Annotated in this window: 24 protein-coding genes; 8 read left to right on the top strand and 16 right to left on the bottom strand. The window is 57.7% G+C overall.

Annotation, left to right across the window (positions count from 1 at the left end):
- Positions 1–26 precede the first annotated feature (26 nt).
- From smbP to Q8N00_07020, 4 genes are all read right to left on the bottom strand, one after another.
- The gene (smbP, locus tag Q8N00_07035; GenBank protein ID MDP2382542.1) at positions 27–374 is read right to left on the bottom strand and encodes a small metal-binding protein SmbP; all 348 of its coding nucleotides are present in this window, start codon (positions 372–374) and stop codon (positions 27–29) included.
- 92 nt (positions 375–466) lie between these two features.
- Positions 467–1,345, bottom strand: coding sequence for a sulfurtransferase (locus tag Q8N00_07030; protein MDP2382541.1), 879 nt, complete (start codon positions 1,343–1,345; stop codon positions 467–469).
- 32 nt (positions 1,346–1,377) lie between these two features.
- Positions 1,378–2,664 carry a multiheme c-type cytochrome gene (locus tag Q8N00_07025; protein ID MDP2382540.1) on the bottom strand — a complete coding sequence of 429 codons (1,287 nt, stop codon included), beginning with the start codon at positions 2,662–2,664 and terminating at the stop codon, positions 1,378–1,380.
- Positions 2,661–3,605, bottom strand: coding sequence for a histone deacetylase (locus Q8N00_07020; protein MDP2382539.1), 945 nt, complete (start codon positions 3,603–3,605; stop codon positions 2,661–2,663). The genes Q8N00_07025 and Q8N00_07020 overlap by 4 nt, the downstream gene beginning before the upstream one ends.
- Before the next feature lie 172 nt (positions 3,606–3,777).
- Between Q8N00_07020 and Q8N00_07015 the strand changes: the two genes are divergently transcribed.
- Positions 3,778–4,095, top strand: a complete 318-nt coding sequence (locus Q8N00_07015) for a tetratricopeptide repeat protein (GenBank protein ID MDP2382538.1) — start codon at positions 3,778–3,780, stop codon at positions 4,093–4,095.
- A gap of 75 nt (positions 4,096–4,170) precedes the next feature.
- On the opposite strand, the gene Q8N00_07010 is transcribed toward Q8N00_07015, so the two are convergent.
- Positions 4,171–4,518, bottom strand: a complete 348-nt coding sequence (locus Q8N00_07010) for a hypothetical protein (GenBank protein ID MDP2382537.1) — start codon at positions 4,516–4,518, stop codon at positions 4,171–4,173.
- Between the two features lie 377 nt (positions 4,519–4,895).
- Between Q8N00_07010 and Q8N00_07005 the strand changes: the two genes are divergently transcribed.
- Both Q8N00_07005 and Q8N00_07000 read left to right on the top strand, forming a co-directional pair.
- Positions 4,896–6,719: a M3 family oligoendopeptidase gene (locus Q8N00_07005; protein MDP2382536.1), complete on the top strand. Its 1,824-nt coding sequence runs from the start codon at positions 4,896–4,898 to the stop codon at positions 6,717–6,719.
- 171 nt (positions 6,720–6,890) lie between these two features.
- Positions 6,891–7,097 (top strand): (2Fe-2S)-binding protein, encoded by a 207-nt coding sequence (locus tag Q8N00_07000; GenBank protein ID MDP2382535.1) that lies wholly within the window; start codon positions 6,891–6,893, stop codon positions 7,095–7,097.
- Between the two features lie 78 nt (positions 7,098–7,175).
- Here Q8N00_07000 and Q8N00_06995 read toward each other — a convergent pair whose 3' ends face one another.
- The 3 genes from Q8N00_06995 to Q8N00_06985 form a co-directional block, all read right to left on the bottom strand.
- Complete coding sequence (locus Q8N00_06995; GenBank protein ID MDP2382534.1) at positions 7,176–10,769, bottom strand: DEAD/DEAH box helicase; 3,594 nt, start codon at positions 10,767–10,769, stop codon at positions 7,176–7,178.
- A gap of 186 nt (positions 10,770–10,955) precedes the next feature.
- The gene (locus Q8N00_06990; GenBank protein MDP2382533.1) at positions 10,956–11,555 is read right to left on the bottom strand and encodes an NAD(P)H-dependent oxidoreductase; all 600 of its coding nucleotides are present in this window, start codon (positions 11,553–11,555) and stop codon (positions 10,956–10,958) included.
- Between the two features lie 80 nt (positions 11,556–11,635).
- A complete protein-coding gene (locus Q8N00_06985) occupies positions 11,636–11,821 on the bottom strand; it encodes a hypothetical protein (protein MDP2382532.1) in 186 nt (61 codons plus the stop codon).
- Between the two features lie 134 nt (positions 11,822–11,955).
- Here Q8N00_06985 and Q8N00_06980 point away from each other — a divergent pair, with 134 nt between their 5' ends.
- Positions 11,956–12,423, top strand: a complete 468-nt coding sequence (locus tag Q8N00_06980) for a DUF192 domain-containing protein (GenBank protein ID MDP2382531.1) — start codon at positions 11,956–11,958, stop codon at positions 12,421–12,423.
- 111 nt (positions 12,424–12,534) lie between these two features.
- Here Q8N00_06980 and Q8N00_06975 read toward each other — a convergent pair whose 3' ends face one another.
- The 5 genes from Q8N00_06975 to Q8N00_06955 all read right to left on the bottom strand — a co-directional run bounded on the left by Q8N00_06975 (position 12,535) and on the right by Q8N00_06955 (position 20,632).
- Entirely contained in the window at positions 12,535–14,715 is a 2,181-nt protein-coding gene (locus Q8N00_06975; GenBank protein MDP2382530.1) for a bifunctional (p)ppGpp synthetase/guanosine-3',5'-bis(diphosphate) 3'-pyrophosphohydrolase, read from the bottom strand.
- Positions 14,716–14,722: 7 nt separating this feature from the next.
- Complete coding sequence (gene recJ / locus Q8N00_06970) at positions 14,723–16,420, bottom strand: single-stranded-DNA-specific exonuclease RecJ (GenBank protein MDP2382529.1); 1,698 nt, start codon at positions 16,418–16,420, stop codon at positions 14,723–14,725.
- 192 nt (positions 16,421–16,612) lie between these two features.
- The gene (locus Q8N00_06965) at positions 16,613–16,810 is read right to left on the bottom strand and encodes a ubiquitin-like protein Pup (protein MDP2382528.1); all 198 of its coding nucleotides are present in this window, start codon (positions 16,808–16,810) and stop codon (positions 16,613–16,615) included.
- Between the two features lie 329 nt (positions 16,811–17,139).
- Positions 17,140–19,191, bottom strand: coding sequence for a sodium-translocating pyrophosphatase (locus Q8N00_06960; GenBank protein ID MDP2382527.1), 2,052 nt, complete (start codon positions 19,189–19,191; stop codon positions 17,140–17,142).
- Between the two features lie 640 nt (positions 19,192–19,831).
- Complete coding sequence (locus Q8N00_06955) at positions 19,832–20,632, bottom strand: mechanosensitive ion channel family protein (GenBank protein ID MDP2382526.1); 801 nt, start codon at positions 20,630–20,632, stop codon at positions 19,832–19,834.
- A gap of 366 nt (positions 20,633–20,998) precedes the next feature.
- On the opposite strand from Q8N00_06955, the gene Q8N00_06950 reads away from it, so the two are divergent.
- The gene (locus Q8N00_06950) at positions 20,999–21,241 is read left to right on the top strand and encodes a hypothetical protein (GenBank protein ID MDP2382525.1); all 243 of its coding nucleotides are present in this window, start codon (positions 20,999–21,001) and stop codon (positions 21,239–21,241) included.
- Positions 21,242–21,305: 64 nt separating this feature from the next.
- Here the strand turns inward: Q8N00_06950 and Q8N00_06945 are convergent, their stop codons facing one another.
- Positions 21,306–21,596, bottom strand: a complete 291-nt coding sequence (locus tag Q8N00_06945) for a hypothetical protein (protein ID MDP2382524.1) — start codon at positions 21,594–21,596, stop codon at positions 21,306–21,308.
- 334 nt (positions 21,597–21,930) lie between these two features.
- Here Q8N00_06945 and Q8N00_06940 point away from each other — a divergent pair, with 334 nt between their 5' ends.
- Together Q8N00_06940 and Q8N00_06935 are read left to right on the top strand one after the other, a co-directional pair.
- Positions 21,931–22,185 (top strand): AbrB/MazE/SpoVT family DNA-binding domain-containing protein, encoded by a 255-nt coding sequence (locus Q8N00_06940; GenBank protein MDP2382523.1) that lies wholly within the window; start codon positions 21,931–21,933, stop codon positions 22,183–22,185.
- On the top strand, positions 22,158–22,502 hold the full coding sequence (locus Q8N00_06935) for a type II toxin-antitoxin system PemK/MazF family toxin (protein MDP2382522.1): 345 nt from the start codon (positions 22,158–22,160) through the stop codon (positions 22,500–22,502). Before Q8N00_06940 ends, Q8N00_06935 begins: the two co-directional genes overlap by 28 nt.
- Positions 22,503–22,751: 249 nt before the next feature.
- Here the strand turns inward: Q8N00_06935 and Q8N00_06930 are convergent, their stop codons facing one another.
- On the bottom strand, positions 22,752–23,615 hold the full coding sequence (locus Q8N00_06930) for a fatty acid desaturase (GenBank protein MDP2382521.1): 864 nt from the start codon (positions 23,613–23,615) through the stop codon (positions 22,752–22,754).
- Between the two features lie 69 nt (positions 23,616–23,684).
- The gene (locus tag Q8N00_06925) at positions 23,685–23,993 is read right to left on the bottom strand and encodes an RNA-binding protein (protein ID MDP2382520.1); all 309 of its coding nucleotides are present in this window, start codon (positions 23,991–23,993) and stop codon (positions 23,685–23,687) included.
- Positions 23,994–24,465: 472 nt separating this feature from the next.
- On the opposite strand from Q8N00_06925, the gene Q8N00_06920 reads away from it, so the two are divergent.
- Positions 24,466–24,969 (top strand): hypothetical protein, encoded by a 504-nt coding sequence (locus Q8N00_06920; protein ID MDP2382519.1) that lies wholly within the window; start codon positions 24,466–24,468, stop codon positions 24,967–24,969.
- Positions 24,970–25,006 lie beyond the last annotated feature (37 nt).

The following is a 25,006-nucleotide window of genomic DNA, read 5'->3' as shown; positions in this document are numbered from 1 at the left end:
CGAAGAAAATCTCTGGCCGAAACGACTTACTTCACTTCGGACAAATGGGTGACCGCGCCCTCGGCATGTTTGGTTGCCACGTCAGCGTGACCGGCTTTGCCATGCTCAATGGCCTCCTTGAGATGCTTGATGCCTTCGTCCAAGTGAGGATTCTTGATCCCTGCCGCTTCCGCATGTTTCAGCGAACCTTCGGCATGCTGCACCAGGGCATCGGCATGCCCCTGCTTACCATGCTCTACCGCTTCCTTGGCATGTTCCACGGCTTCAGCCACATGCTTGTTATCGGCAAGAGCCAGTCCGGTGAACAGTGGGAAACCAACAAGCGCGGCAACCGCTGCAACGACCAATAGTCCGCGATGGGCTTTCATTTTCATGGGTTCCTCCTCAATGGTTAAGATTCATTCGACGTGCAAAAGGGATCCGCAGTATCTTCGGTCATTCACCTTACACAGCCGATTTTTGACTGTCAAGAAGCCCTGACTTGAGGATCAATGTTCAAGATGTGCTGCAATCCCTTGGCGTCTTTTTCCACCGGGCAGGCAAAATCCCGACTCCATTCCCACCAGGATCCCGGATAGTTGCGGACATTGCGATAGCCCACAAGCCTGAGGACAAAATAGAGCCAGGCCGAACGGACCCCGCCGGTGCAATAACAGATGACTTCTTGATCCTGCGAAAGGCCTTTGTCGGCTAAGCTCTCCGTGATCGTCAATACATCTTTCAGCGTCGCATTCGGCTGAAGAAATCCCGTCCAGGCCAGATGGATCGCCGAGGGAATGTGCCCGGGCCGCGGGATCCCCGACACTTCTTTCCCGAGATATTCTTCGAGGCTGCGCGCATCGACGATCACGGTGCCAGGACGTGGCTGCTTCACGAGCTGCTTCAATTCGTCTTTCGCGGCAATCACCGCAGCCACCGGTTTGACGGTAAAGGTCCCCGGCTTGGGCGTGACCAACCCATGTTCGAACGGACGTTTCTCCTGTACCCACTTGACCCACCCGCCGTCGAGAATGCGCAGACGCGTATGTCCAAAATATTCCAACATCCAGAACATGCGGCCTTCGTCGCCCCAGTTATCGAAGGGGTTTGAGTAGATCACCACATCGCTGTCCGGACTGATGCCCAGCGCACGAATCTTGCGCTCCATGAACAGGCAATCGGGATTGAGCAACCCCTTCGGCACGGCCTGGGGATCGCTGTACTCATGCCAGGTCGAATGCACGGCGCCAGGAATATGGCCGCCGAACTCATAGGCCGCCCGCCCACGCACATCGATAATCACCAGGCCGGGCTGCCCCAGGCTCTGTTGGAGGGTTTCAGTATCGATCAACAACGGATGTGTCATATCGTTCCTTTTGTGGTGTGAGCTCCCAGCGATCAGCCCGCAGCTCCGGCCTTACAACTTAACCCCTCAGGCTGACGGCTGGTTGCCGAGAGCTGATTGCTCTCGTTTAATACCGCCGCGAGCCTACCGGACAGAGGAAACTCCCGCTCATACACGACGAATCGATAGGGGTCGTTCCCCGTCAGTCCATATTTAGTCTGCAACATCTCATGCTGCGCATCGGTCAGGATGTGGTACTGCACCCGAGTCTTTACTTTCAAGCCCTCGGCCTGCGCCGGAAGTTGATACAGGAACTGGTATTCCCGGCTGGCCAACGGCAACAGCCGGTTATCATACAGCTCCACGATAGCCGGCTGCCAGAGAATCCAACGGCCCATCGTCGATATTTGGTGATCGAGCACCTTCCCCTGCTGATCTTCCACGGAAAACTCCACTGTGAAGTACCGATCGGGATCGCCTGTCGGAATTTTATGCCCGGCTCCGGCATTGATCAAGGTCAGCGTAAATCCGACGCGGTCGCCCGGTTTGGGTGAAACAGTATCGGCCCGTACCTGGATTCCCACCGCCCGCTTCACCATATCGGGATCGTGCCCGCCGCGCCAGAGATGCTGGCGTCCACGCCGGATCGGACCATTCGTCGCCACCGGACGATCGATCTCGGGCATGTGGCAACTCTGGCAAATGAAGCCCCGCTCCTGCATGAAGAACTTACCTTCGTATTCCGCGTAGGTCCCGCAAGGGCCGACCTTGTAGAATTGCGCCGGGCCGGACACCACGTTATGACAACGCTGGCAGACCTGCGCGGTGCGAAAGTTCTGATCGAACTTGGTCGGATGCGGCGCGACGGAATCTTCGAACGGGCCGTAGATGACGCCGTCCCGTACATGGCAGGCCGCGCAGGTGACCGATTCCTTCTGATACTCAGGATCGTAGTGGGGGTTAGGTTCCTGAACCGCCTTCTCCACCCGCCCCCGCGGAATCTCTTTCACCAACGTCGGCTGCTGATTTTCCAACGGGGTATGGCAGTTCAAGCAGACCCAGATATTTTTGTCCTTTTTCCAGTAAGCCTGAAAGAACGGATCTTCATACGCATGGGCATGAATACTCGTCTTCCACTCGTCATAGATCTCGCGGTGACATTGACCGCAGGACTCGGCCTTCAGACTCGTCAGCCCCTCTGGAATTTTTTGAAGCGGAATCGCATGGGCATATTCGTCGCGCAGCCCGAAAATCACGACCGGCTTGACCTCGGTGTAATATACATAGACAAGTGCACTCGCCAGAATACAACCGAACAGAATTTTGAGTGGAGTCTTCATGCGGCCAACAAGGCCTGGATGTGACGCTCGACCGACGCAGCCAAGGAGGTCAGATGATACCCGCCTTCGAGCGACGAGAGGATGCGCCCGTGAGCATAGCGCATGGCAATGCCGGCCACGATGCCGGTGAGATCCGCATAGCCCTCTTCGGTCAGCCCCATGCTCGCAAGAGGATCGTCGCGATGCGCATCGAAGCCGGCGGAGATGATCACGAATTCAGGTTTGAAGGCATCGGCCACCGGCACCAATGATTTCTGAAAGACGGCACGATACTCCTCATCGCCCTCCCCAGCTTCCATCGGCACATTGATCGTGAACCCTTCTCCTGCTCCCTTACCTCGCTCCGTCGCGCGGCCCGTGCCAGGATAGTGCGGATACTGATGTGTGCTGAAGAACAGCACGGAGGGATCGGCCTCGAAGCTATGCTGCGTGCCATTCCCATGATGCACATCCCAATCGACAATCAGCACTCGTTGAAGTCCATAGCGCTTCTGTACATAGCGTGCGGCAATCGCCACATTATTGAAGAGACAGAAGCCCATCGCGCGCCCAGCCTCGGCATGATGCCCGGGCGGCCTCACCGCACAGAAGACATGGTCCACTTGCTGGCTCATGATCGCATCGACAGCAGCCAAGGCCCCACCGACTGCCAGATAGGCGGCCGTCAACGAACCGGGGGACATGGAGGTATCAGGATCGAGCGAGACCCGCCCATTGGTCGGTGCGTGAGACTTGAGCATCGCAAGATACGACGGTTCATGGATCTGCGTAATCCATTCGTCTTCAGCTGCTCGCGGTTCAATCCTGGTCAGCCGAGCCACCATTCCGCTCTGTTCCAACTGCTGCATGATAGCGCGTAGCCGATTGGGCGACTCAGGATGTCCTGCGCCCATATCATGGCCGAGATAGCGTGGATCGTAGACGAGTCCGGTGTTGCCCATGGTCTAATCCAGTGATCGGTGATGAGTGATCAGTGATCCGGAAGAGCCGGGAACATCCTGGCTCATCACCCTTCACGCATCACTCATCACATACGCGAATCGTAGCATGCAGGAAAGCGCATAGACAACGAGCGCTCGCCGCTGCTATCGTCACGCATACTTGGAGGAAGACATGGCAAATCGCCGCATCGAACCGCTCAAAAAAGTCTTGGCCATTGATCCGAACGACGAGGTGGCTTGGTTTGGCCTCGGGAAAGCCTACATGGAAGATGAGAACTTCGAAGAAGCAGCCAAGGCCCTGCAACAATGCGTCATCGTGAAGCCCACCTACTCAGCCGCCTACTATGCCCTGGCCCAATCGCTCCATAAGCTCGGCCGCATCGAGGAATGCCGAACCGTTTGCGCAACCGCCATCGATGTGTCCACGAAAAACGGCGACATGATGGTGACGAAAAATCTCGAACTGCTCTCAAGCTCGCTGCCTGCCTAACATTGACATTTCACTGATTCGCCTTACACATGCCCAGGATTGGAGCCGAATCGGGATGACTGGCTCGTCACCCTGCTAGACCGGCTCTGCGTCATCATCATCATCATCGTCATCATCATTGTCGGATATCAGGCCGAGGGCTTCCGGTTGGCGCTTGGCAATTTCCTCATACACTTCATCCAGCCAGCGGCTGGCACAGCCAAGGATCTCCCTGACTAGCGGTTCCGGCTGCGCCGTACGTTTGATGGTCCATTGGCACACATATTCCAACAGCACCTCACGTTCGAACCGTTCCGACGATTCCGTCGCCAGCGCGGTCAACTCACCAAACCCAGTTTTGAGAATATCCGCCACCATGTCGCGCCCATAGGACGTGCTGGCGGTAACATACTGGACAGCCCGATTGAGTTCCTGGTCGGTCATGAGATCTCCCGTCTTCTTTCCGCATCATACCGAGAATGCCATCGCGAGGGAAGATTCCCCCGCCTCTCACGCCGGAGAAAATTCCACCGCCCTCGCAAGCTGGAATGGTATGATCCTGGCCTGGCACACTCGCAGGTAAGACTTACCAGACTGCGTGAAATCTTAACTTTTTTCCTAATGCCCTGTTACCAAATTACGCAGGGGAATAGTGCCAGAAGAATCAGCAGGATGCTCAAAAAGGCCGTCCAGCAAGGCCGCAGGTGAGTCGAAACTGGAGGCGTACCCTCGGGGTACGTTGAGGATTTCGATGAGCCGAGAACGAAGCTGGAGGACTTTTTCAGCAACCTGCTTAAAACGAGCCGAAGGAGATACGACTAATGCCTGCGAAGATAAATCGAAAAACTGCCAAGCCCCGTAAGACCTCCCCTCTAAAAAAACAGAGCCGCGCCCATTCCGAGCGCTGGGATCTCTCACACTTGGCCAAGGAGCCGGTCCAGCAGTTCGACACCCTGTTGGCAGAGATCGAGACCAAGGTCGCACAATTCGAAGCAGCTCGAACCCAACTCAGCCCGACCATGGCCACCTCCATCTTCCATCCACTCCTGACACTGAGTGAAGAGATCGCGGCTGCCTCGTCCCGGCTCAGCGCCTATGCCTATCTCTGGTTTTCCGAAAATACGAAAGACCTCGCCGCTCGTTCGTTTAAGACCAAAGTCGAAGAACAACTCACCGCACTTCAGAACCGATTGGTATTTTTCGACCTCTGGTGGCAAAGCGTCGATAAAGACAATGCGAGCCGCCTCATGGCGGGAACCGGTTCGGTCCGGTATCACCTCGAAACCATTCGCCGGTTTCAGCCTCACACGTTGTCCGAGCCGGAAGAGAAGATCGTCAACATCAAGAACATCACAGGCCGCAGCGCCGTCCATTCGCTCTACGATGTCGTGACGAACGCCTTCACCTTCACGCTCACCGTCAACGGCAAGCGGAAAACAATGACGCGCGAGAACCTGACGGCTTATCTCCGCCATTCGCAAGGCCGGCTGCGTGAGGCCGCCTACCGGGAGCTGTACCGCGTCTATGCCGATCAACACGATCTCCTCGGTGAAATCTACAAAGCGTTGGTCAACGACTGGAAAGCGGAGAATCTCCAGCTTCGCCGATTCGCCGCCCCGATTGCCGCTCGCAATCTTGGCAACGACATTCCCGATGCAGCCGTAGCGTCGCTCCTGAAGGTCTGTCACAAGAATGCGGGCATCTTTCAGCGCTACTTCCGTATTAAGGCTCGGCTCTGCAAGATCACACCGATGAGCCGCTATCACATCTATGCGCCACATCGCACAGAACAGAAATCCTATCGCTATCAGGATGCTATCAAGATGGTACTGGATGCGTACCGGGGGTTCTCTCCGCAATTAGCCGACTTGGCGGAGCGGGTGGTGCAAGAGCGCCATATCGATGCACGGGCGAGGCCCGGGAAAATCGGCGGCGCCTATTGTTACAGCGTCGTCCCGGGCATGACCCCCTATGTGCTGCTCAACTTCACCGGCGAGGCGCGCGATATCGCGACGATGGCCCATGAACTCGGGCATGCCGTCCACGGCATGTTGGCGTCCCACCATTCCACGTTTACCTTCCACTCCACCCTTCCACTGGCGGAAACGGCCTCGGTGTTCGGAGAGCGCATCCTGTCCGATGCCCTCATGACCCAGGAACGGGACAAGAAGGTGCGGCAGGGACTCCTGCTCAACCAACTCGACGACATCTACGCCACGGTCCTCCGGCAGGCCTATTTCGTTCAATTTGAAAATCAGGCCCATGCCATGATCGCCCAGGGCGCGACCGTAAAGGATCTGGCCAAGACCTATCTGGCCGAGGTGCGGCAGCAGTTTGGGAAGGGAATTAAGGTCCCGGAGGAGTTTCAATGGGAATGGTTGACCATTCCCCACATCTTCGCCAGCCCCTTCTATTGTTATGCGTACAGCTTCGGCAACTTGCTCGTGCTCGCTCTCTATCGGATGTATCAAAAAGAAGGGGCCTCATTTGTCCCCAAATATCTCGAGCTGTTGAGCACGGGCGGATCGGAATCGCCGCAGGCCATCCTGTCCAAAGTCGGCGTCGATATGTCATCTGAAGAGTTTTGGCAATCGGGGTTCGACACAATCCGCGAGATGGTCGATCAGCTGGAGCAGACGCTCTAAAACAATAGATTTCGCAACGCCTTAGCCGTCTACTTCTGCACCAAGCCCTCTACCTGCCCCTCCTCTCTTGACAGAAAGAGAGGAGGGGCGTATTATTCACTCAGTTGATAACGGTTATCATAATCGTTACTGACGAGCAAGAATCTTACTGGCCGATAAGGAGTACAACCCATGTACCTCTGCCTCTGTAAGGGAATCACCGATTCGGATGTCCGTGAAGCTGGACGGAACGGCATTATCATGCCCTGCCAGCTCAAAGCGAAGTTTGGTCTAAAAGATTCTGGCTGTTGTGGTCGCTGTTCAAAGAATATCCATGAGTATGTGCAGATCGCGACGAGTGTCTGCCAAACGCCTTCCCCCAACGCCGTGCGGAACTAGGCAGAACCAAGCGTCCGCCCCCCCCAAAGACTCTACGATACCTCGTCAACTCGCAATCACAGTGACGCGTCCATGTCCTCAGGACGCATTCGGCGAGAGCAGAAATTCAAAATCGGACTTACTCAAGACCCCTTGCCCTGAGCCACGCACCACGCCACGCATCACCGCATCGTACAGATCGAGCTTCCGCTGCTTGAGCGCCATCATCTTTTCCTCGATGCTATGACGCATGAGAATCCGCACGATCGAAACCGTCCGCTGTTGTCCGATACGGTGCGCGCGATCCGACGCCTGGTTTTCCACCGCCGGATTCCACCAGGGGTCCAGATGAAACACATAACTCGCCTTGGTGAGGTTCAGCCCCTGCCCCCCCGCCTTGAGACTGAGGAGAAACACGCCAGGCTGTTTGCCGCCTTGAAACGCCGCCACGCGAGTTTTGCGCGCGGTTGCCACCGTCGAACCATCCAACCGGTGATACGGCAGCCCGTGCCGGACACAGGATTCCTCCACCAGATCGAGAAAGCTGGTGAACTGGGAAAACACCAGCGCACTATGCCCTTCGTCCAGCAATACCTGTAATCGTTCTATCAAGAAACTGATTTTTGGAGAGGACTCATCGTCCCGGTTCGTCAGCAAGCGAGGCGAGAGACAGACCTGCCGAAGCTTGAGGATCGCCGTCAGCGCAATGAACTGTGCCTGGCCGGACGTCTTCGTCCGGTAGGCCTCGTCGATCGTGGTACGGACCTGAGCGACCGTCTGCTGGTACAAGGCCTTTTGCCGATCGGTCAAGTCGAGGAACACCTCGCTCTCGATCTTCGGCGGCAAGTCGTGGAGCACCTCTGCCTTGGTCCGCCGCAAAATGAAGGGCTTCGTCCGGCGAAGCAACTGCTCCAATGCCGCACCCTGAACACGCTTGAGACCGGCCTTGAACCGACTATACTCGCCGAGCAATCCAGGCATGCAGAGATCGATTACAGAAAAGTACTCGCCGAGATGGTTTTCGAGCGGGGTGCCGGTCAGCGAGATTTTAAATCGTCCGGCAAGACGGCGGGCGGCACTCGTCGTGTCGGCCTGAATATTCTTCACGGCCTGTGCCTCGTCGAATACGATGACATGGAACGCCATGCGCTCCAATCGTTCGATGTCACGGCGAATCAGCCCATAGGTCGTGATCACAACCTCGCCATCCTTGGCATCGAACGTCCGCTCACTGCCGCTATAGACATGGACTTTTAGTCCTGGCGCAAACCGCGCAAGCTCCTGCTCCCAGTTGAAGAGCAGACTCGTCGGCACGACAACCAGATGGGGCCCCTTCACTCTCGCCGCCGTCTTAATATGCCCGTCCTGAATGGCGGCCAGGAGACAGATCGCCTGAAGCGTCTTGCCCAGCCCCATGTCATCGGCCAAACAGGCGCCGAAACGGTGTTCGTAGAGAAAGGCGAGCCAGGCATACCCATCCCGTTGATAGGGACGAAGCGTAGCTTGCACGCCCTCTGGCAGAGGGCGTGCGGCAATCTGCGTAAATCCCATGAGACGCGCCAGCACGGCCTCGTCTTCGGCAGGCAACGAAACCGTAATTCCCTGCTCCCGCAACGCCAGCCAGTCGAGGATCTGCAGGCGTGGCACATGCACAATCTTCGAGGCGCCCTGACCCTCCACCGCCTCGCCGGTCAGGGCGAGGATCGCACGCAGCCGTTCCATCGTCTGGCGATCCAGCACCCGCAACCCGCCTTCGGCATCCATCAACCCGCCCTGCAGGAAAGCCGCCCGCCATTCCGATTCGTCCAGCACCACGCCGTTGCATCGGATTTCAGGACGGATTTCAAACCAGTCGATGCCACTCCCTTCAGGCTCGATATGTTCGACCTGGGCGGAGCAATCCCATTGAGCAGGCATGATGGGCTTGTCCTGATATAGCAATTCGACCCCATCGGTTGCCAGTCTCTCCAGGAGGGCCGGCAACCCCTGGAACAACTGCGGCCCGTCGATCGTCATCTCATCGTAGCGCGGCATGCCTCGAAAGACCTCCGGGCCAAATACCTCGAAAGGGATCCTGTACAGCTGCGCCTCGCGAGCCTTGTCCACCGGCTGCAGCTCCCATCGCCCTGCGTGAGCCTGTAGCCGCACGACCGTCCTGGCATAATCGGAGAGATGCTGCTTGAGCCACTGTGCCGCCTCGTCGCTGACGGCGCGTGGCCAACCGTCCAGGCCAAGGGCCATTTTGATACGTTGGTCTCGCGCCTTCGCCTCACGCACCGCAAGCAGGCTAAAGTAGGTCTCGTACATCAGGGTTTTTCGTTTGGATGTGCGTAACGCACCGGACAGGGTCAGGCCCTGCCCCAGCGCCGACAGGCACCCAAATGTTGCGAGGCTCGGCGCAAACCGGAAATCGCCGAGGCGACATTGCGCCTGCAACGTCCATGAGGTCGATGGATGGCCTTCGGTGCCTGACGGAGGCTTCAGAATCAGGGCATACGCATACGAGTGCGCATCGTCCACAGGCAGAAGCGCAGGCCGATGGATCGACAGATCCTGGCCCTCCACTTTCAGTCGCAGATCGCGCACGATCCGATTGATCTGTTTGTGCGTCACATCGATTTGTGCGGGCTGAAAATCCTCCAGCGACAGCGTGAATTCCGCATCCTCATCCGCTCCTTGCGATCGCCCATACCCGGACTGATCTGATGACGGCACCGCACGGGCTCCCTCCTCGAAATCGGCATAGGGATCGACAAACGGTTCATCCCCCTTGAAACATTGCCGCAAAGAGCGGAACAACGCCCAGCCCTGCTCGTCTTTCAAATAGAGAAGCCGCCCGCCATTCACATCGGCCACAAACGTCCTGAAACGGACGATCCGCTCAAGCGGGACCTCGTCGACAAGACAGACGGCGCGGACTCGAATCTGGGCGCCAGCAAGATCGATCTCCGTCTTACTCCGGCACTTGACCGACTGACTCCATTGAAGCGGGATGGATTCGTCCCCGGCGACCAACAGGATCGGATAGGGACTATCGTGAACTCTGAGATAGTGGAGCAAGGGGTCTTCCCCGAACCCGGACATGTGCCGGGACACATTGAGGAGAGGAATCAGATCAGAGGGAAGGTCAGAGCCCCATTCCCCGGAAAGCGGCACGCCATTCTTCTGGATCAGAAGCTGTGGAGGCTGATGGCTAGTATCCATGACAATCTCATAGGCCGACTCCTTCCGGGCCATTCCGGTGGAAACCGGCTTGGCCGTCCGGACCGGCTCCGGGATGTTGCCGAGCAATTCGGCCTGGAGCCCAAGCAGCTCGCTGTGATGCCCACCCGGCAATCTGAATAGCTGCGGTGAGAGGACATGCTTTGTCGTGAAGTAGGCGCACAACACATGTTTGCACAACCAGCTGGGATCCCAGGCCGGGCAATCGCAGGAGGCAGACAAGAACCCGTCGACGATGGAGAAGACGACCTCATAGAGCCTCGTCCCTTCCACCTGCGCCGTCAGCGTTGTGCGGTCCTGGCTCCAGACATAATGTTGAAGCCGCTGCTCTTGATAATAGTCGTATCCCTTGTGGACAGCGGCCTTCGGAGCCATCGTGTATACAGCATTCGCCGAGATGGCCCGAAAGGCGGCCAGGAGCGCAAACGATTCGGGGGTAGGGCGCGGAAGGTCAATCCCCTGTTCAGACATGGGACGATCCCCTTGCCCGCGACGGGATGAGGTCTTTTTCCGCATAGTGCATCACTATAAGGGGGAGAGAGGAGCGGCATCAAGGCGCGAAAACGGAAGACGACTCGATCTGCAATTTATCTGGCTCCCTCGTACGTCCGGCCGCTCGCCGCTCGAAACAGGGAGTGGGAGCCATACGGGAGAGACTTACTTGACTGAACCGGCCTTAAATCTCGCCGTAACTTCCGCCACACGCCGGCCCAAAGACTTGGCGTCGGCCAATTCATTCTTGTCGATGCCAGGGCTGTCGCCCTCCGTGGTGGCAGAGGCGCCGAACGCCCCGCCTCCGCTGACGACAATCATCTGGTTGCCCAACATCGCGGCAAGGATCGTCAGCATCGTTACTTCCTTCCCACTGGACACCTGCCCACCCGTGGCAAAGGCTGCGCCGACCTTGTTCTTCATCTTAAACTCAGGAAACACACCGAATTTAAACTGCCAATTATCGAAGAAGGTCTTCACCTCACCCGACATATTCGACCAATAGACCGGCGAGCCAACCACGACCGCATCGGCAGAGAACAGCTCATCCGCCGTCACCTGGCCCACGCGTTTGAGCAGCACCTCCGTGCCGGGAACGCTCTTCGCACCCTCAACCACCGCCTCAGCCATACGTTCGGTATTGCCGGAATGTGAATGGTAGGTGACGAGCACCTTCACCCGAGAAGCCGGCTCTTCGGCGAAGGCCTCACAGGATCCGATGCCTGGTATCAACAGAAGGAGACAGAGGAATAGAGTGCTAGGCAAGCAGAGTCGTGAACCGGAGAGGAACTCGGAACGCGTCGACGTACAGCGAACAGAACAGAGCGCGCAGAATTGGCGCCAGATCAACGCCGGACGATTTCCTCTTCCATCCGCTCTTCGACGGAGACGTCCGTCAAGGCTCCACGGTAGTCGCACTTGTGGCAGCGAACACGCCATGCTTCGATCCATTTTTCCTGCACATACGACTGCCTGCAGGTTGGACACACAAACACACCCTTGACGTAATGGACTTTTCGTACCTCTTTCATGCGCCCCTCCCTTGCATAAGCTGGCCGAGGATGCCATAGCCACCCGCGCGATTGCAAGATGCCCTCAGCCGCCAGAGGCCCCCAGAGAGTGCTACCAGCTTGACTCACTCCTGCCTCGCCGATAGGATGCGCCAATGCAACAACTACGGCTACTGACGCTGCTATTCACCCTCTTCCTACCCTTCTCCGGCTCAACCGAGGCAGGGACTGATCCGGTGCTGCCAGGTCTCATCCCGATTACCATCCCCGGGGGCATCATCATCCATGCGGAATTAGCCGACACGCCCCAAAAACGCGCCGAAGGGTTGATGTACCGGGAACACCTCGGCGCCGATCGCGGCATGCTCTTCACGTTCTTACAGGCACAGCCCTGGACCTTCTGGATGAAGAACACCAAGATCCCGCTCGATATTATTTGGATGAACGAAAAAAAACAGATCGTCTACATCGAGCAGAATGTCCCGATCTGCACGAGAACGGACGACAGTTGTCCACAATATCGTCCGAATGACGAGTCGCTCTATGTGCTGGAACTCGCCGGGGGCCGGGCAGAGAAGCTGAAACTAGAACGGGGATTGAAACTTCAGTTCAAGGTTCCATAGCAGACGAAGCGGGTCTATCTGGTTCATCTAGTCTGTCTAGTCTATCTGGTTGATTCTCATGCAACCCAACAAACCAGATAGACCAAATAGACATCCGAACAAGACAGACGCTTATGACCGTTCCTGCCAGGCCCGCATGCGCCTGGCCGTAATCACCCCATCGACCCGCTCAACCGCTTTCAGCACCTGATCGAGATGCTGGGTGCCTGAGACCTCCACAACGAAATCCAGCACAGCCTTCTGATCCTCTCGGGTCGCAATCTCAGCACGGCTGATGTTGGCATGACATTCCGCGATCGCGGAGGACACATTCGCCAGCACACCCGTCTTATCAACGGCCACAATGGACATTTTCACCGAATGCGTGCCCGGCGTGGCCGAGTCCCACTCCACTTCCACCAACCGCTCTTTATCGTAGTCTAGCGCCACAAGGTTGGGGCAGTCGACGGCATGGATCGTCAGCCCGCGTCCTCGAGTGATGTAGCCGAGGATGCGATCGCCTGGCACGGGATGGCAACAGCGCGATAACTGCATGAGCAGATCGCGCGACCCCTTGACCTGCACGCCAGTGTCGTCGCTCTTTCCTCCCACGGCCTTGTGCGCAACAGGACGCTCCTGAACCGGTTCCGGTGTTCCAGTTGGCTGGACGGTGAGTTTACCAATAACCTGCGATATCGCCAGGCTGCCGAAGCCCACGGCGGCGGTCAACTCCTCGGTATTCTCGAATCCCGACTGCCGAGCCACGTCCAACAGCTCTGCCGACTTGAACATCTGCGCCGGGGCCATCCCCTGACGGCGGAATTCCGACTCCAGCAAGCGACGGCCGATCTCAATGCTCCGCTTCTGTTCTTCAAGCTTGATCCAATGTTTGATCTTGGTCTTCGCGCGCGAAGTACGGACAAACTTCAGCCAGTCCTTGTGCGGCGTTTGCGTCGATGAGGTTAAGATTTCGACCATATCTCCGCTAGCCAGTTCATGCTTGAGGGGCACGATCTTTCCGTCCACCTTGGCGCCGACACAATGGTCTCCGACCTCGGTGTGAATCGCGAACGCAAAATCGACAGGCGTCGATCCTTTCGGCAATTCTTTCACTATCCCTTTGGGCGTGAACACATAGACCACATCGTGGAAGAGATCGAGTTTCACCGAATCCATGAACTGCCGGTTATCGGACAAGTCTTCGTGCCATTCGACGAACTGGTGGAGCCAGCCGAAGGCCTTGCTGTCGCGATCGGCGACCTGCCCCTGTTCCTTATATTTCCAATGCGCGGCGATGCCATGTTCGGCAAGGCGATGCATGTCCTCCGTGCGGATCTGAAATTCGACGTGCTCCCCTTTCGGACCGACCACCGTCGTATGCAAAGACTGATAGAGATTGGATTTTGGAATCGCGATGTAGTCTTTGAAGCGCCCGGGCACAGGCCGCCAGAGCGAGTGAATTACCCCGAGTACGGCATAACAATTCATCTTGAGATCCGTCACGATCCGCAGCGCCGTCAGGTCGTAGACCTCTTCGAACGTAATCGACTGCTTACTCATCTTTTGGTAGATGCCGTACAGGTGTTTGGGACGGCCATAGACCTGTCCGCCTAATCCATTCTCTTGCAACGCCTGTTGCATGAGTTGGCCGACTTCCACGATGTATTGCTGCCGATCCTCGTCCCGTTTTGCCACACGAACACGTAACGCCTCGTACACCTCAGGCTTGAGATGCTTGAGACAGAGATCCTCCAGTTCATTCTTGATCCACCCGATCCCAAGGCGGTTCGCCAGCGGCGCATAGATCTCCAACGTCTCCTGGGCAATCTCCTTCCGCTTGGCGGGGCTGAGATGTTCCAAGGTGCGCATATTGTGGAGCCGGTCGGCGAGCTTGATCAGGACGACCCGGATGTCGTCCGCCATCGAGAGCAGCATTTTGCGGAAATTTTCCGCCTGTTTTTCCTCATAGCTCCGAAACGTAATCTTGCCGATCTTGGTCACCCCGTCGACCAGATGCACCACGTCCTTCCCGAACTCCCGCTCGAGTTCGTCGGCCGTGGCAACGGTATCTTCGAGGGTATCGTGCAGGAGTCCCGCGACGATGGCGACCACATCCGTCTTGAGGGAAGAGAGCACACCGGCGACGGCGACGGGATGTTGCAGGTAGGGTTCTCCGGACCGCCGGAGTTGCCCTTCATGCGCTTTGGCAGAAAATTCGTAGGCCTTGCGGACTAGGCCGAGATCGGCATCGGCAGAATAACTTCTGATCCGATCCAGCAGCTGGTCGAGGTCTGTGACGGTTTCATACACCATGGTTCACTCACTCCATCACACTCGGCCGGACATCGCGAATGCGGAGCTGAATCCGGTCACGACCGTTCCAGTGGTTCAGTTCAGGCGTGAAGGCCAGATCGACCGGGGTGCGAGACGGAATGCCCCGCTCCAGCAACGACTTCATCCCGAAGGCAATGCTGTCGAACGGCATCGAGGTGCCTTGCCGCACCGTCATCTTCAAATGTTTTTCACCGACCGTGCGCGCATCCAACACTTCAAGACGGGTCACGGCAAACGTGGGCTCGGGATTACCCGCCCCGAACGGATGCAGGGAGCCGATCTCCTGGAGCAATTGCAGATTCACATCGTTCAACCGCACCTCGGCATCGACGTTCAAGGTCGGAACCTTGGCGCCCTCGTGGTTCCACCCGGCCACCACATCGGAAAACTTCGCACGAAACTCATCGATCCGGGACTCACGAATCGTCACGCCCGCCGCGCTGGGATGTCCGCCGAACGCCTCTAACATCTCCCGGCAAGAAGCCAATCCTTGATACAGATCGAACCCGCCGGTCGTCCGTGCCGAACCCTTGGCAATGCCCTGCTCGTTGATCGCCATCACAATCGCCGGGCGCTGAAACCGATCAACCAAACGCGCAGCGACAATGCCGACCACCCCGAGATGCCAATGGCGAGAGGCCACGATCAATGCCGGCGGCAGCTCTTGATCCTTCAGCGAGTCCAGCGCCTCCGCCATGATATCCACTTCGATACGCTGCCGCTCCCGATTCAATTGCTCAAGCCGGTCGGCCAACTGTTGCGCCTCTGCCGGATTGTCGGTCGTCAACAACCGCACACCCAGCATGGCATCGTCCAATCGCCCGGCGGCATTGATACGCGGCGCCAGCTTGAAGGCGATGGTTTCCGCCGTACATTCCCGCGTCACCCCCGCCACCTGCTTCAACGCCCGCACGCCGCAGCGCGCGCCACGCGACAACTGCACAAGCCCTTCGCGCACAAAATTTCGATTCTCATCGTGGAGAGGCACCACGTCGGCGACCGTCGCCAAGGCCACGAGATCGAGCAACGATTCCAACGGCACGCCGGCGACTCCGTAGCGCAGCTGGTAGGCCTGCGCCACCTTGTAGGCCAGCGCCGCAGAACAGAGACCGCGAAACGGATAGAGGGCCCCGACTCGATGAGGATTCAACACCGCCACAGCCGGAGGCATCTGCTCATCGCTCTGGTGATGGTCGGTCACCACCACGTCCATACCGAGCTGCGCCGCCAACGCGATTTCTTTATGTGAGGTCGTGCCGCAATCGGACGTCACCAGGAGCGAGATCCCTTCGTCATGCAAGCGCTGCACGGCACTGAGGTTGAGTCCGTACCCTTCGTGGAGTCGATGCGGAACATAGGCGCGAACCTTGGCACCCAATCCGCCAAAGAACGACATGTAGACGCTGGTCGCCGTAATGCCATCGACATCGTAGTCGCCGTAGAAACAAATCAGCTCCTGAGTCGTGACGGCGCGATGGAGCCGCTCGACCGCCTGTTCCATATCGGGGATCAAAAACGGATCGTGCGGTGATTGCAGCGACATCCATGACGTTGCTTCATCTGGCGTCGTCACACCGCGAGCCAGGAACAAGGAGGCGGTCGCAGGAGAAATCGAGAGGGCCTGCACCAACGAGGCCTGCTGCAACAGATTGATATCACGGAAGACCCAGAGCTTGGACTTCATGAGGACCCCTTACACGATTCAGAGGCGAAAGATAGGCTAACTATCTGAGAATTAAAGGGATACTAGCCTCTCGGCTCTCGGTTGTCAAACGCAGGGATGTGAGGTTCGCAGATGAGGGACAGAGGGACGCCTGAATCGAAATGCACTACAGGGGAATAAAAAAAGAGGGAGCAGCCTGCCAGAATCCTGGTGCTACTCCCCCCCTTTTTGCACGTAGTTCTTGACGAATTCTTCCGCGTTCTTTTCGAGCACGTCGTCGATCTCATCGACCAGCTTGTCGATATCTTCTTTCATCTTCTTGCCGGCTTCGACGACCTTGGGATTAGCCTTAACGTCGTCTTTCCCCTGCGGCTCACGCTTGGCTTCCTGCTTGCGTTCCTGTTTCTCCATCCGAGCACCTCCCGTGTTTCTGGGAAACTCTCGTGGATCAGCACCAACGTGATCCCTGCGATCACCTTACTCCAGGGTCATTTCAGCCGTCAAGCCGAGCAAAGAAACGTGAAGTGGCGTCGGTCTTGAGCTTTCAGCCATCAGCATGGAGCTGAGAGCTGATGGCTTCCATGCTCGCCCTTCACGAGTGCCGACAACCACTCCCAGGATGCTCAAAAATTCCGTCCAGCAAGGCCGCAGGCGAATCGAAACCGGAGGCGTACCCTCAGGGGTACGTTGAGGATTTAGATGAGCTGAGAACGACGCTGGCGGACTTTTTCAGCATCCTGCTAGACGATCAGCGAGACGATGAGCAACGCCACAATATTAATGACCTTGATCATCGGATTGATCGCCGGGCCGGCTGTGTCCTTGTAGGGATCGCCGACCGTATCGCCCGTCACTGCCGCCTTGTGGGTATCCGTCCCCTTCAGGCCCTGTTCTTCAATATACTTTTTGGCATTGTCCCAGGCGCCGCCGCCACTCGTCATCGAGATCGCGACGAACAGACCGGTCACAATACTGCCGACGAGCATACCGCCCAAGGCCTGCGGCCCCAGGATCATGCCGACGAGAATCGGCGAGACGACCGGGATCAATCCCGGCACCATCATCTTCTTGATCGCCGCCTGCGTCACGATGTCCACGCAGGTCCCGTACTCAGGCTTGCCGGTGCCTTCCATAATGCCCTTGATCGTCCGGAACTGCCGCCGCACTTCTTCCACCACCAGACCGGCAGCCTCTCCCACCGCTTTCATGCAAAGGGCCCCGAAGATAAAGGGCAGCATCCCGCCCAGAAAGAGCCCGACCAGAACGGAAGGATTGGAGAGGTCGAAGGTGCTCGCCCCACTCCCCTTCGCCACCTCGCGCGCATATTCGGCGAACAGCACCACCGCCGCGAGACCGGCCGATCCGATCGCATAACCCTTGGTCACCGCTTTCGTCGTGTTACCGACCGCATCCAATGGATCGGTGATGTCGCGGACCTCTTTACCGAGATGGGCCATTTCCGCGATGCCACCCGCATTGTCCGTGATCGGGCCGAACGCATCGATCGCCACCACAATCCCGGCCATCGACAACATCGACACCGCCGCAGTGGCCACGCCGTACAACCCGCCCGAGGCCGCGCCGCCGCAAATCCAGTAGCTCGTGAGAATCGCGCCGCCGATCACCACCACCGGCAAGGCCGTCGACTCCATCCCCACCGCCAATCCGGCGATGATGTTGGTCGCATGGCCCGTTTCACTCGCCTTGGCAATGGCCTTCACCGGCGCATAACTCTTGGAGGTGTAGTAGTCAGTGATGAAGACGAGAGCGAGCGTCACGGCCAAGCCGATCAACGAGGCGAGATAGTAACTCATTCCGCTCACACCGCCCACATCCGCCATGATCGTCGTCGTCACAGGATAAAACGCCACCGCCGCAATGCCGCCCGCCACAAACAAGCCCTTATAGAGCGCCGGCATGATCCCGCCGCCCGGGCTCACCTTCACGAAGAAGATACCGATAATCGTCGCAAAAATCGTCACGCCGCCCAACGCCAGCGGATAGAGAATCGGCGCGCTTACTCCCTTGAACAGCGTATAGGCCAAGACCATCGCCGCCACCGTCGTCACTGCGTAGGTCTCAAAGAGGTCCGCGGCCATACCAGCGCAGTCGCCGACATTGTCGCCCACGTTGTCCGCGATGACCGCCGGATTGCGCGGGTCGTCTTCCGGAATCCCCGCTTCGACTTTCCCGACCAGGTCTGCGCCGACGTCTGCCGCCTTCGTATAGATACCGCCGCCCACCCGGGCAAATACCGAAATCAAACTTCCGCCGAACCCGAGGCTCAGCAAGGCATGAATCGCCTTCTCCTGCCCTGAAATCTGCGAGGCCACCACATAAAAGAGCGTAATCGCCAACAGGCCTAAGCCGATCAGCAACAGTCCCGTCACCGCGCCACCGCGGAACGCCACCGTCAGCGCCTCGTTCATCCCCTTATGAGCCGCCTGCGCCGTCCGCACATTGGCCCGGACCGCGATGACCATACCCACATAACCGGCCAGCGACGACGCGCCGGCGCCGATCAAAAATCCAATCGCAGTCAGCAGACCAAATTTATCGGAGATCGCCCCTGCGCCCCACAACATGACAAAGAGCACAGCTGCGACCACGCCGACGGTCCGATATTGGCGATTCAAATAGGCGCTCGCGCCTTCCTGAATCGCCTTCGCGATTTCCTGCATCTTCGGATTGCCGGCGTCCAGCTTGAATACCCACATAGCCAAATAGAGGCCGTAGGCAATGCCGGTCACTGCCGCCACTAACGCAAAAGTAATGATGGATGAGTCGCTCACTGTGGTCTCCTCCTGTTAGGGGTGTTGGGGGACACCCATTTCCTCTGGCTTCCATCCATCACGATCACGTGTTCGATGGGAAACCTCGAAGTACTACAGAATCGATCCGTACAGCTAACTACCTGAAAAGTTGGGCCATTCTATACATGTAGGGAAGGGGGATCAAGAACGAAAAAGGAGGAAGGACGCCTACATCGGTTCATTGCTCCCGGAACGCGCGCTCTCAGAAGGGCCTCGTTCGACGGCCGCAGTAGAACCGACAGCAGGCATCCTTCTAGATAGAGTGAAAAGAATAATACTTAGACGGCCTGGTCGTCCTTCTTGCTCGCAGAACGCGCACAATCTGAATGTGCTCGTCCGATGCGCGCAGTAAAGAACGGTTTGCCTACTCCCGACTAGAGGGAATGAAGAATGGGACAGAATACTACGTTGGCCCTGTGCTCGCGCAACGCGCGGTCGCGGACTCCCCTCGTTGGACGCGCGCAATGGAAGATCACAGCCCCCATCCTTGAAAAGAAAATGCGCGAGCTCGGAGGAATGGAATGACCGCCCCCGACAGAATGTGAAATACCCGGCACAGAACTTCCTGCATCTCCCGACGAGTACCGATGAGACCAACCTCGCGACATCTCCCCCTCGATTACACCGTCGAAAGCAGACGGACCTCCTGTTGCGGGAAGGGAATCTCAATGTGCGTCGCACGGAACCGTTCGATGATGGTGTGGTTCAACTCCCCCTGCACCCTCACGAAGTCGACGACCGACGTCCAGGGCTTGATGGAAATCGTGATGGCGGAGTCGCCCAGTTCAGAGATCCCGACCAACGGGGCAGGCTCCGTCAGCACACCGGGATTCTGCGCCAGAATCTCCCGCACGAGCGCCAGCACCTCGGTCACATTCGTACGATAGGCCACGCCTACTTGAAGCTGAAGTTGGCGGATCGTACCAAAATTGTGCAAGATCTCCCCCACGATCTTCCGATTGGGAATGACGACGCGCGAGCGATCGGGATGCAGCAGTGTGGTCGAGAAGATCCCGATGGCGACGACATCCCCCTGCACACCCAAGATCGAGATATGTTCCCCCACCCGATAGGGTTTGGTGAAAATAATGGAGAGCCCGGCCACGACGTTGCTCAAGACGCCTTGCAGCGCCAACCCGACGCCGAGTCCTGCCACTCCGATCCCCGCGAGCAGCGGCGCAATCTGGACGCCCAGCTGGCCCAACGCCGCTATGACCGCAAAGAGCAGAACCACGATCTGCACGGCCTTAACCAACAACATCCTGATCGGGGGCTCCATATCCTGACGCTCGAGCCACTCTTGCGTCAGCCTGCCGACCCAGCGGGCGACCAGCATACCTACCGCAAATACAATCGCGGCGCCCAGCACTTGGAACCCATAGCGAATGACATATTCCATCAGAATATCGACTCCCGACATCGCCGCACCTCCTCATCAAGGCAATGAATGACTCATGAACATTCGGTGAGGCCGCAGCCTCCAACTGATAACCTCGCGGGTGAACCGTGGAGGCAGAATACCTGGACGGAGCACGTTTGGAAAGCGGAGGGGATGAGGCCCGATGATCTTCGGTGCTCGCGCAACGCGAGGTCTGAGAAGGCCCCGCATGGACGCGCGCAATGGAAGATCACAGCCCCCATCCTTGAAAAGAAAATGAGCGAGCTCGGAGGGATGGAATGGCTGCCCCGACAGAATGAGAAATGTCCGGCACCAAACTTCCTGCATGCTCTCGACAAATACCTATGAACGACACAAGCCTTACACCCGTTCATGAGGTCTCAGACGATGAAGCGCATGTTGGTGGCGATCATGGCAGTAGCAATCGCGATGATATTCAACTCTCCTTCTTTCGCCGGCGAAGAGCAGAAAGTAAAGAAAAGCGAGCGGCCTAAGTCGCCCATTTTCTTTGGCGCGACCAGCCACGGAAGGGGTCTCCCACCTGAGGAGGGAGCCCCCTTCCGCATGCTCACTGCCCGGCATCGCACCGAGCAAACACCGCCGGTCATCTGGGGTACGTTGAGGATCTGAACGATGGGAAAACGTCGCTGGCGGCAGTTTTCAGCATCCTGCACATTCCTCGAGAGGCCTGCCCTCAGCCGCCAAGCCTGAGCCACACATAGGGCGTCAGATAGTAGGCCGCGATGGACAGCAGCACACCAATCCCTGCTCCAATCAACCCCGTCACATAGACCCCGGCGAAGGGAGAGAAGAGGACAATGAGGATCATGAGCATCGCGAGAAACCGATGGCGTTCGTAAAAGATTTGGCGCCGCTCACTGGTGAGTGACTCGGTGAAGGACAGATCGGATGGAGACGGCATAGAGGGAGTATAGAAGAAGCAGCGAGTGGAGAACAACGCGAGGCAGAAAGAAAGAACACCCACCTTGGCCCTATGCTCCCGGAACAGAGAGAGGGATGGGGGCTGATTGAACTTCTGTGCTCGCGCAACGCGCGGCCTCCGAAGGCCCTCGTTGGACGCGCGCAGTGGAAGTTCAATCAGCCCCCATCCCTAAAGAAAAAACAAGCGAGCTTGGAGGGAGCATCTGTTGCCTCGTTTGCCGGCGGCAGGGGGGCCAACATGGGTGCCCTTCCCGTAGAGGAAACGCGCGCGCGTGAACAGGATGTGAGGGGGCAGCCCAGACAAGCTCCTGTGTTGACAACTCATATACGCACAATGTAATTACAAGAGAGAATTACTTTGAACGTGAGGGGAAGACATGAAGGCACAGGTCGTGCGAATCGGAAACTCCAAGGGAATCAGGATTCCCAAATCCGTCATTGAGCAATGTCAGTTGCACGGAGCGGTCGATCTCATTGTGCAACAAGGGCAATTGCTCGTTCGCTCGGCGACCAAAGCACGGGCAGGCTGGGACCAGGCCTTCGAGCAGATGCATCGCCAGGGAGATGACCAGCCTATAGATCCTGAAACAGCAGCCACGTCTGAATGGGATCGGAAAAACTGGACGTGGTAGTCGCCCGCTTCGAGGTCTTTCTCGTGCGCCTCGACCCCACCGAGGGCCGTGAAATCCGCAAGACTCGCCCCTGCCTCATCATTTCCCCGAACGAAATGAATCACCATATCGACACCGTCATCGTAGCCCCCATGACCACCAAGGGCCGTCCCTACCCCACCCGCGTGCCGATTCGATTCAAAGGCAAATCTGGCCAGATCGTGCTGGATCAGATCAGGACTGTGGACAAAACCCGCCTGGTCAAACGCGTCGGCAAGATCGACGCAGCCACCAAAGCGCAGGTCCTCGCTCTACTCACGGAACTCTTCGCCCCATAAGAGAGAGAACGGGCGGGAGGAGACGCGCAGTGGGAGACCATCCAGCCCGGCCTCATTCCTTTGCCTCCTGCGCCAGCGGCTCACGATTCTCAATACGACGCGAAAGCGTGAAACGCCGTGGCGGGTTGCGGCTAATCAGCCGGCTTGATGTTCAACACAGTTGCTGCTCCCAGCCCTGCGTTGTTCACGACATCATTACTGGCGCAAGCGCGGGGAACATGTTTCCCCTCCGCTCGTGAAAGCCAGCCCTTACTTGTTGTCGCTGGATGCCGTCCGTAACGAGTGCGTCAGGCCGAAGAGGGAAAGCGTGAAGATCAGCCATTTCGACGGGTCGAAGTTGTACCAGCGTGGGCCATTGCGGTAATCGCTTTGATAGCTATGGTGATAGTTATGGTAGCCTTCGCCAAAAGTCAGGAGCGAGACCAGCCAGCTATCACGGCTGGAATCAGCCTGACCATGTGGTTGGCGTCCCCAGAGATGGCAGACCGAGTTAATACAAAACGTCGAATTGAGTACGGCAAAGGTTCGTCCGACGCCGGCTAGCAGGAAACACCCCAGCCCCCCGACCCAGCCGTTGTACAGAAACCCCACCACGAACGGGAGCGCCAAGCCTGAGAGGACGATGGGCAGGTAGTAGCGATGCTGCCACATCACGAGAGAGTCTTGCCGCAAACGTGACGCGTATTTATCATCCGCATTGGTATCCTTCATGAACAGCCATCCGCAATGGCTGTACCAGAATCCCCGCTGAGCGTTGTAGGGATCGGCCTCTTGATCGCAATTCGCATGGTGGCGGATATGGTCCGCGGCCCACTTCAGCGCCGAGTTTTCGAGCGCCCATCCCCCGGCGATGAGCAATCCTGCCTTCACCAAAGGGACGCAATCGAAGCTGCGGTGCGCCAGCAGGCGGTGATAGCCAACGGTAATCCCCAAACCGGTCACGACATACAGCACGGCGAACATGGTCCAGTCCAGCCAGGTGAATCCATACGTATAGGCAAAGGCTGGAACTCCGATCATCGCGCCACATGCGACGAGACCAAACAGGACCGTGGTCGGATAATTCGGAGTGGCCTGTGTACGCGGCAATGCTGGCTGCTGTGACTGTGACATGGGTGTAATCCTCTGGGTGAAGGTGGGGCGCCTCTGATGAGACGCCCCGCTCGGTACATCGCGGAATGCTTAGAACCGGCTGCGACCGCCGAAATCGTTGCCGCCACGTCCGCCGCCACCGGTGCGGGGTTCTTGTGGCTTGGCTTCGTTCACCGTCAACGGACGTCCGTCCATCTGGGTGCCGTTCAAGGCAGAAATCGCCGCCTGACCTTCATCCTGCGTGGCCATTTCGACGAAGCCGAAGCCTCGCGACTGTCCGGTAAACTTGTCGGTGATCACACGCGCGGACTCGACAGTCCCGTGTGCCGCGAACAAGGTGGTGAGCTGCGATTCAGTTGCCGCATAGGGCAATCCGCCAACATAAAGTTTTGAACCCATGGGGGTCCTCCTTCTGAAAATTGATATTGTAGGGAACACGAGAACAGCTTCACGAGGGGAAGGAGAGGGCCGAAGACGCAACGAACAAGGCGACCTAGGTCAGACTTCCGATCAGATTCTCGGGAACAACAACATCCGAAATGGGCCGTGTAATTTGATGTGTCATGCGAGGCCCGCCGCGATGAGACACCTGCACTCTACCATGCCCCCACAGGAATAGCCATGTATTGTCATTACGGCAGGTTGAGGCGCATCCAGGCCGCCGCATGCATGAAGGATGAATGGCGGAGAAGAGAACTGTGGCAACTCGACATGCGCAATGGACGCTCACGCAGCCCCTATTCCGCCCCCGTTGCTTCCCCCCTACGATGAGTATGCTCCGGTCTCAACAGAAGAGAACGCGACTCTATCGGCGCTTGCGTGAGCTGGTCGAACTCGCTATCCTTCTGAAGTGAATCCGCACGGTGACCACATGTCAACGTCGAACAGACTGCTTGGGGTTGCGCTCTGTCTCCTTCTCAGTGCCTGCAGCGCGTCACCCAAAACACCCACCACTGCAGAGCTGACCGCACGCCAAGATCATGGAGCAGTTGAGAACAATGGCGCGCGACCTCCCGCAGGAACCACCGAGGCGCAAGCAGCCGCAGCTCGACCAGGCGCGAGATGCACCACGCAGCTGAAACAGGGCTATGCACTGAGAGAGCGCATTGATAAGGAGTACTGGCAGAGCAGACGGGCCGGAACCTTCCGAGATCAGAAAGAACAGTTGACGGCGAGATGGGGGAAAGAATCAGGGAAATGGGCCACAGAGACCAAGGCCGTGCTTCTTCAAATCGGCGGACCGACCGCAAGAGACCGCTTCCACAATGCACAAACACCGATCGGCATGGTCAGCGGCGATGTGCAGTGGAACAACATCAGAAATTATCTTCGGACCAGATTGGCCGCGCTCGACTCGATCTGCAAGATGCCCTAACCTCACCTGCATGAACGTATGCATTCGTGGATCAGCC

Source organism: Nitrospirota bacterium (genome assembly GCA_030684575.1).
Classification (GTDB): domain Bacteria; phylum Nitrospirota; class Nitrospiria; order Nitrospirales; family Nitrospiraceae; genus Palsa-1315.
The sequence above is the reverse complement of the archived record's forward strand: the minus strand, read 5'-3'. Positions and strand labels throughout refer to the sequence as shown.

Bases quoted from the DNA above. Each gene is read 5' to 3' on its own strand.
- Q8N00_07010 (MDP2382537.1), bottom strand. From the start codon at position 4,518: ATGACCGACCAGGAACTCAATCGGGCTGTCCAGTATGTTACCGCCAGC.
- Q8N00_06950 (MDP2382525.1), top strand. From the start codon at position 20,999: ATGAAGCGCATGTTGGTGGCGATCATGGCAGTAGCAATCGCGATGATA.
- Q8N00_06955 (MDP2382526.1), bottom strand. From the start codon at position 20,632: ATGTCGGGAGTCGATATTCTGATGGAATATGTCATTCGCTATGGGTTC.
- Q8N00_06935 (MDP2382522.1), top strand. From the start codon at position 22,158: ATGGGATCGGAAAAACTGGACGTGGTAGTCGCCCGCTTCGAGGTCTTT.
- Q8N00_07000 (MDP2382535.1), top strand. From the start codon at position 6,891: ATGTACCTCTGCCTCTGTAAGGGAATCACCGATTCGGATGTCCGTGAA.
- smbP (MDP2382542.1), bottom strand. From the start codon at position 374: ATGAAAATGAAAGCCCATCGCGGACTATTGGTCGTTGCAGCGGTTGCC.
- Q8N00_06925 (MDP2382520.1), bottom strand. From the start codon at position 23,993: ATGGGTTCAAAACTTTATGTTGGCGGATTGCCCTATGCGGCAACTGAA.
- Q8N00_06985 (MDP2382532.1), bottom strand. From the start codon at position 11,821: ATGAAAGAGGTACGAAAAGTCCATTACGTCAAGGGTGTGTTTGTGTGT.
- Q8N00_06920 (MDP2382519.1), top strand. From the start codon at position 24,466: ATGTCAACGTCGAACAGACTGCTTGGGGTTGCGCTCTGTCTCCTTCTC.
- Q8N00_07005 (MDP2382536.1), top strand. From the start codon at position 4,896: ATGCCTGCGAAGATAAATCGAAAAACTGCCAAGCCCCGTAAGACCTCC.
- Q8N00_06995 (MDP2382534.1), bottom strand. From the start codon at position 10,769: ATGTCTGAACAGGGGATTGACCTTCCGCGCCCTACCCCCGAATCGTTT.
- Q8N00_06975 (MDP2382530.1), bottom strand. From the start codon at position 14,715: ATGGTGTATGAAACCGTCACAGACCTCGACCAGCTGCTGGATCGGATC.
- Q8N00_06965 (MDP2382528.1), bottom strand. From the start codon at position 16,810: ATGGAGAAACAGGAACGCAAGCAGGAAGCCAAGCGTGAGCCGCAGGGG.
- Q8N00_06980 (MDP2382531.1), top strand. From the start codon at position 11,956: ATGCAACAACTACGGCTACTGACGCTGCTATTCACCCTCTTCCTACCC.
- Q8N00_07025 (MDP2382540.1), bottom strand. From the start codon at position 2,664: ATGAAGACTCCACTCAAAATTCTGTTCGGTTGTATTCTGGCGAGTGCA.
- Q8N00_06930 (MDP2382521.1), bottom strand. From the start codon at position 23,615: ATGTCACAGTCACAGCAGCCAGCATTGCCGCGTACACAGGCCACTCCG.
- Q8N00_07030 (MDP2382541.1), bottom strand. From the start codon at position 1,345: ATGACACATCCGTTGTTGATCGATACTGAAACCCTCCAACAGAGCCTG.
- Q8N00_07020 (MDP2382539.1), bottom strand. From the start codon at position 3,605: ATGGGCAACACCGGACTCGTCTACGATCCACGCTATCTCGGCCATGAT.
- Q8N00_06940 (MDP2382523.1), top strand. From the start codon at position 21,931: ATGAAGGCACAGGTCGTGCGAATCGGAAACTCCAAGGGAATCAGGATT.
- Q8N00_07015 (MDP2382538.1), top strand. From the start codon at position 3,778: ATGGCAAATCGCCGCATCGAACCGCTCAAAAAAGTCTTGGCCATTGAT.
- recJ (MDP2382529.1), bottom strand. From the start codon at position 16,420: ATGAAGTCCAAGCTCTGGGTCTTCCGTGATATCAATCTGTTGCAGCAG.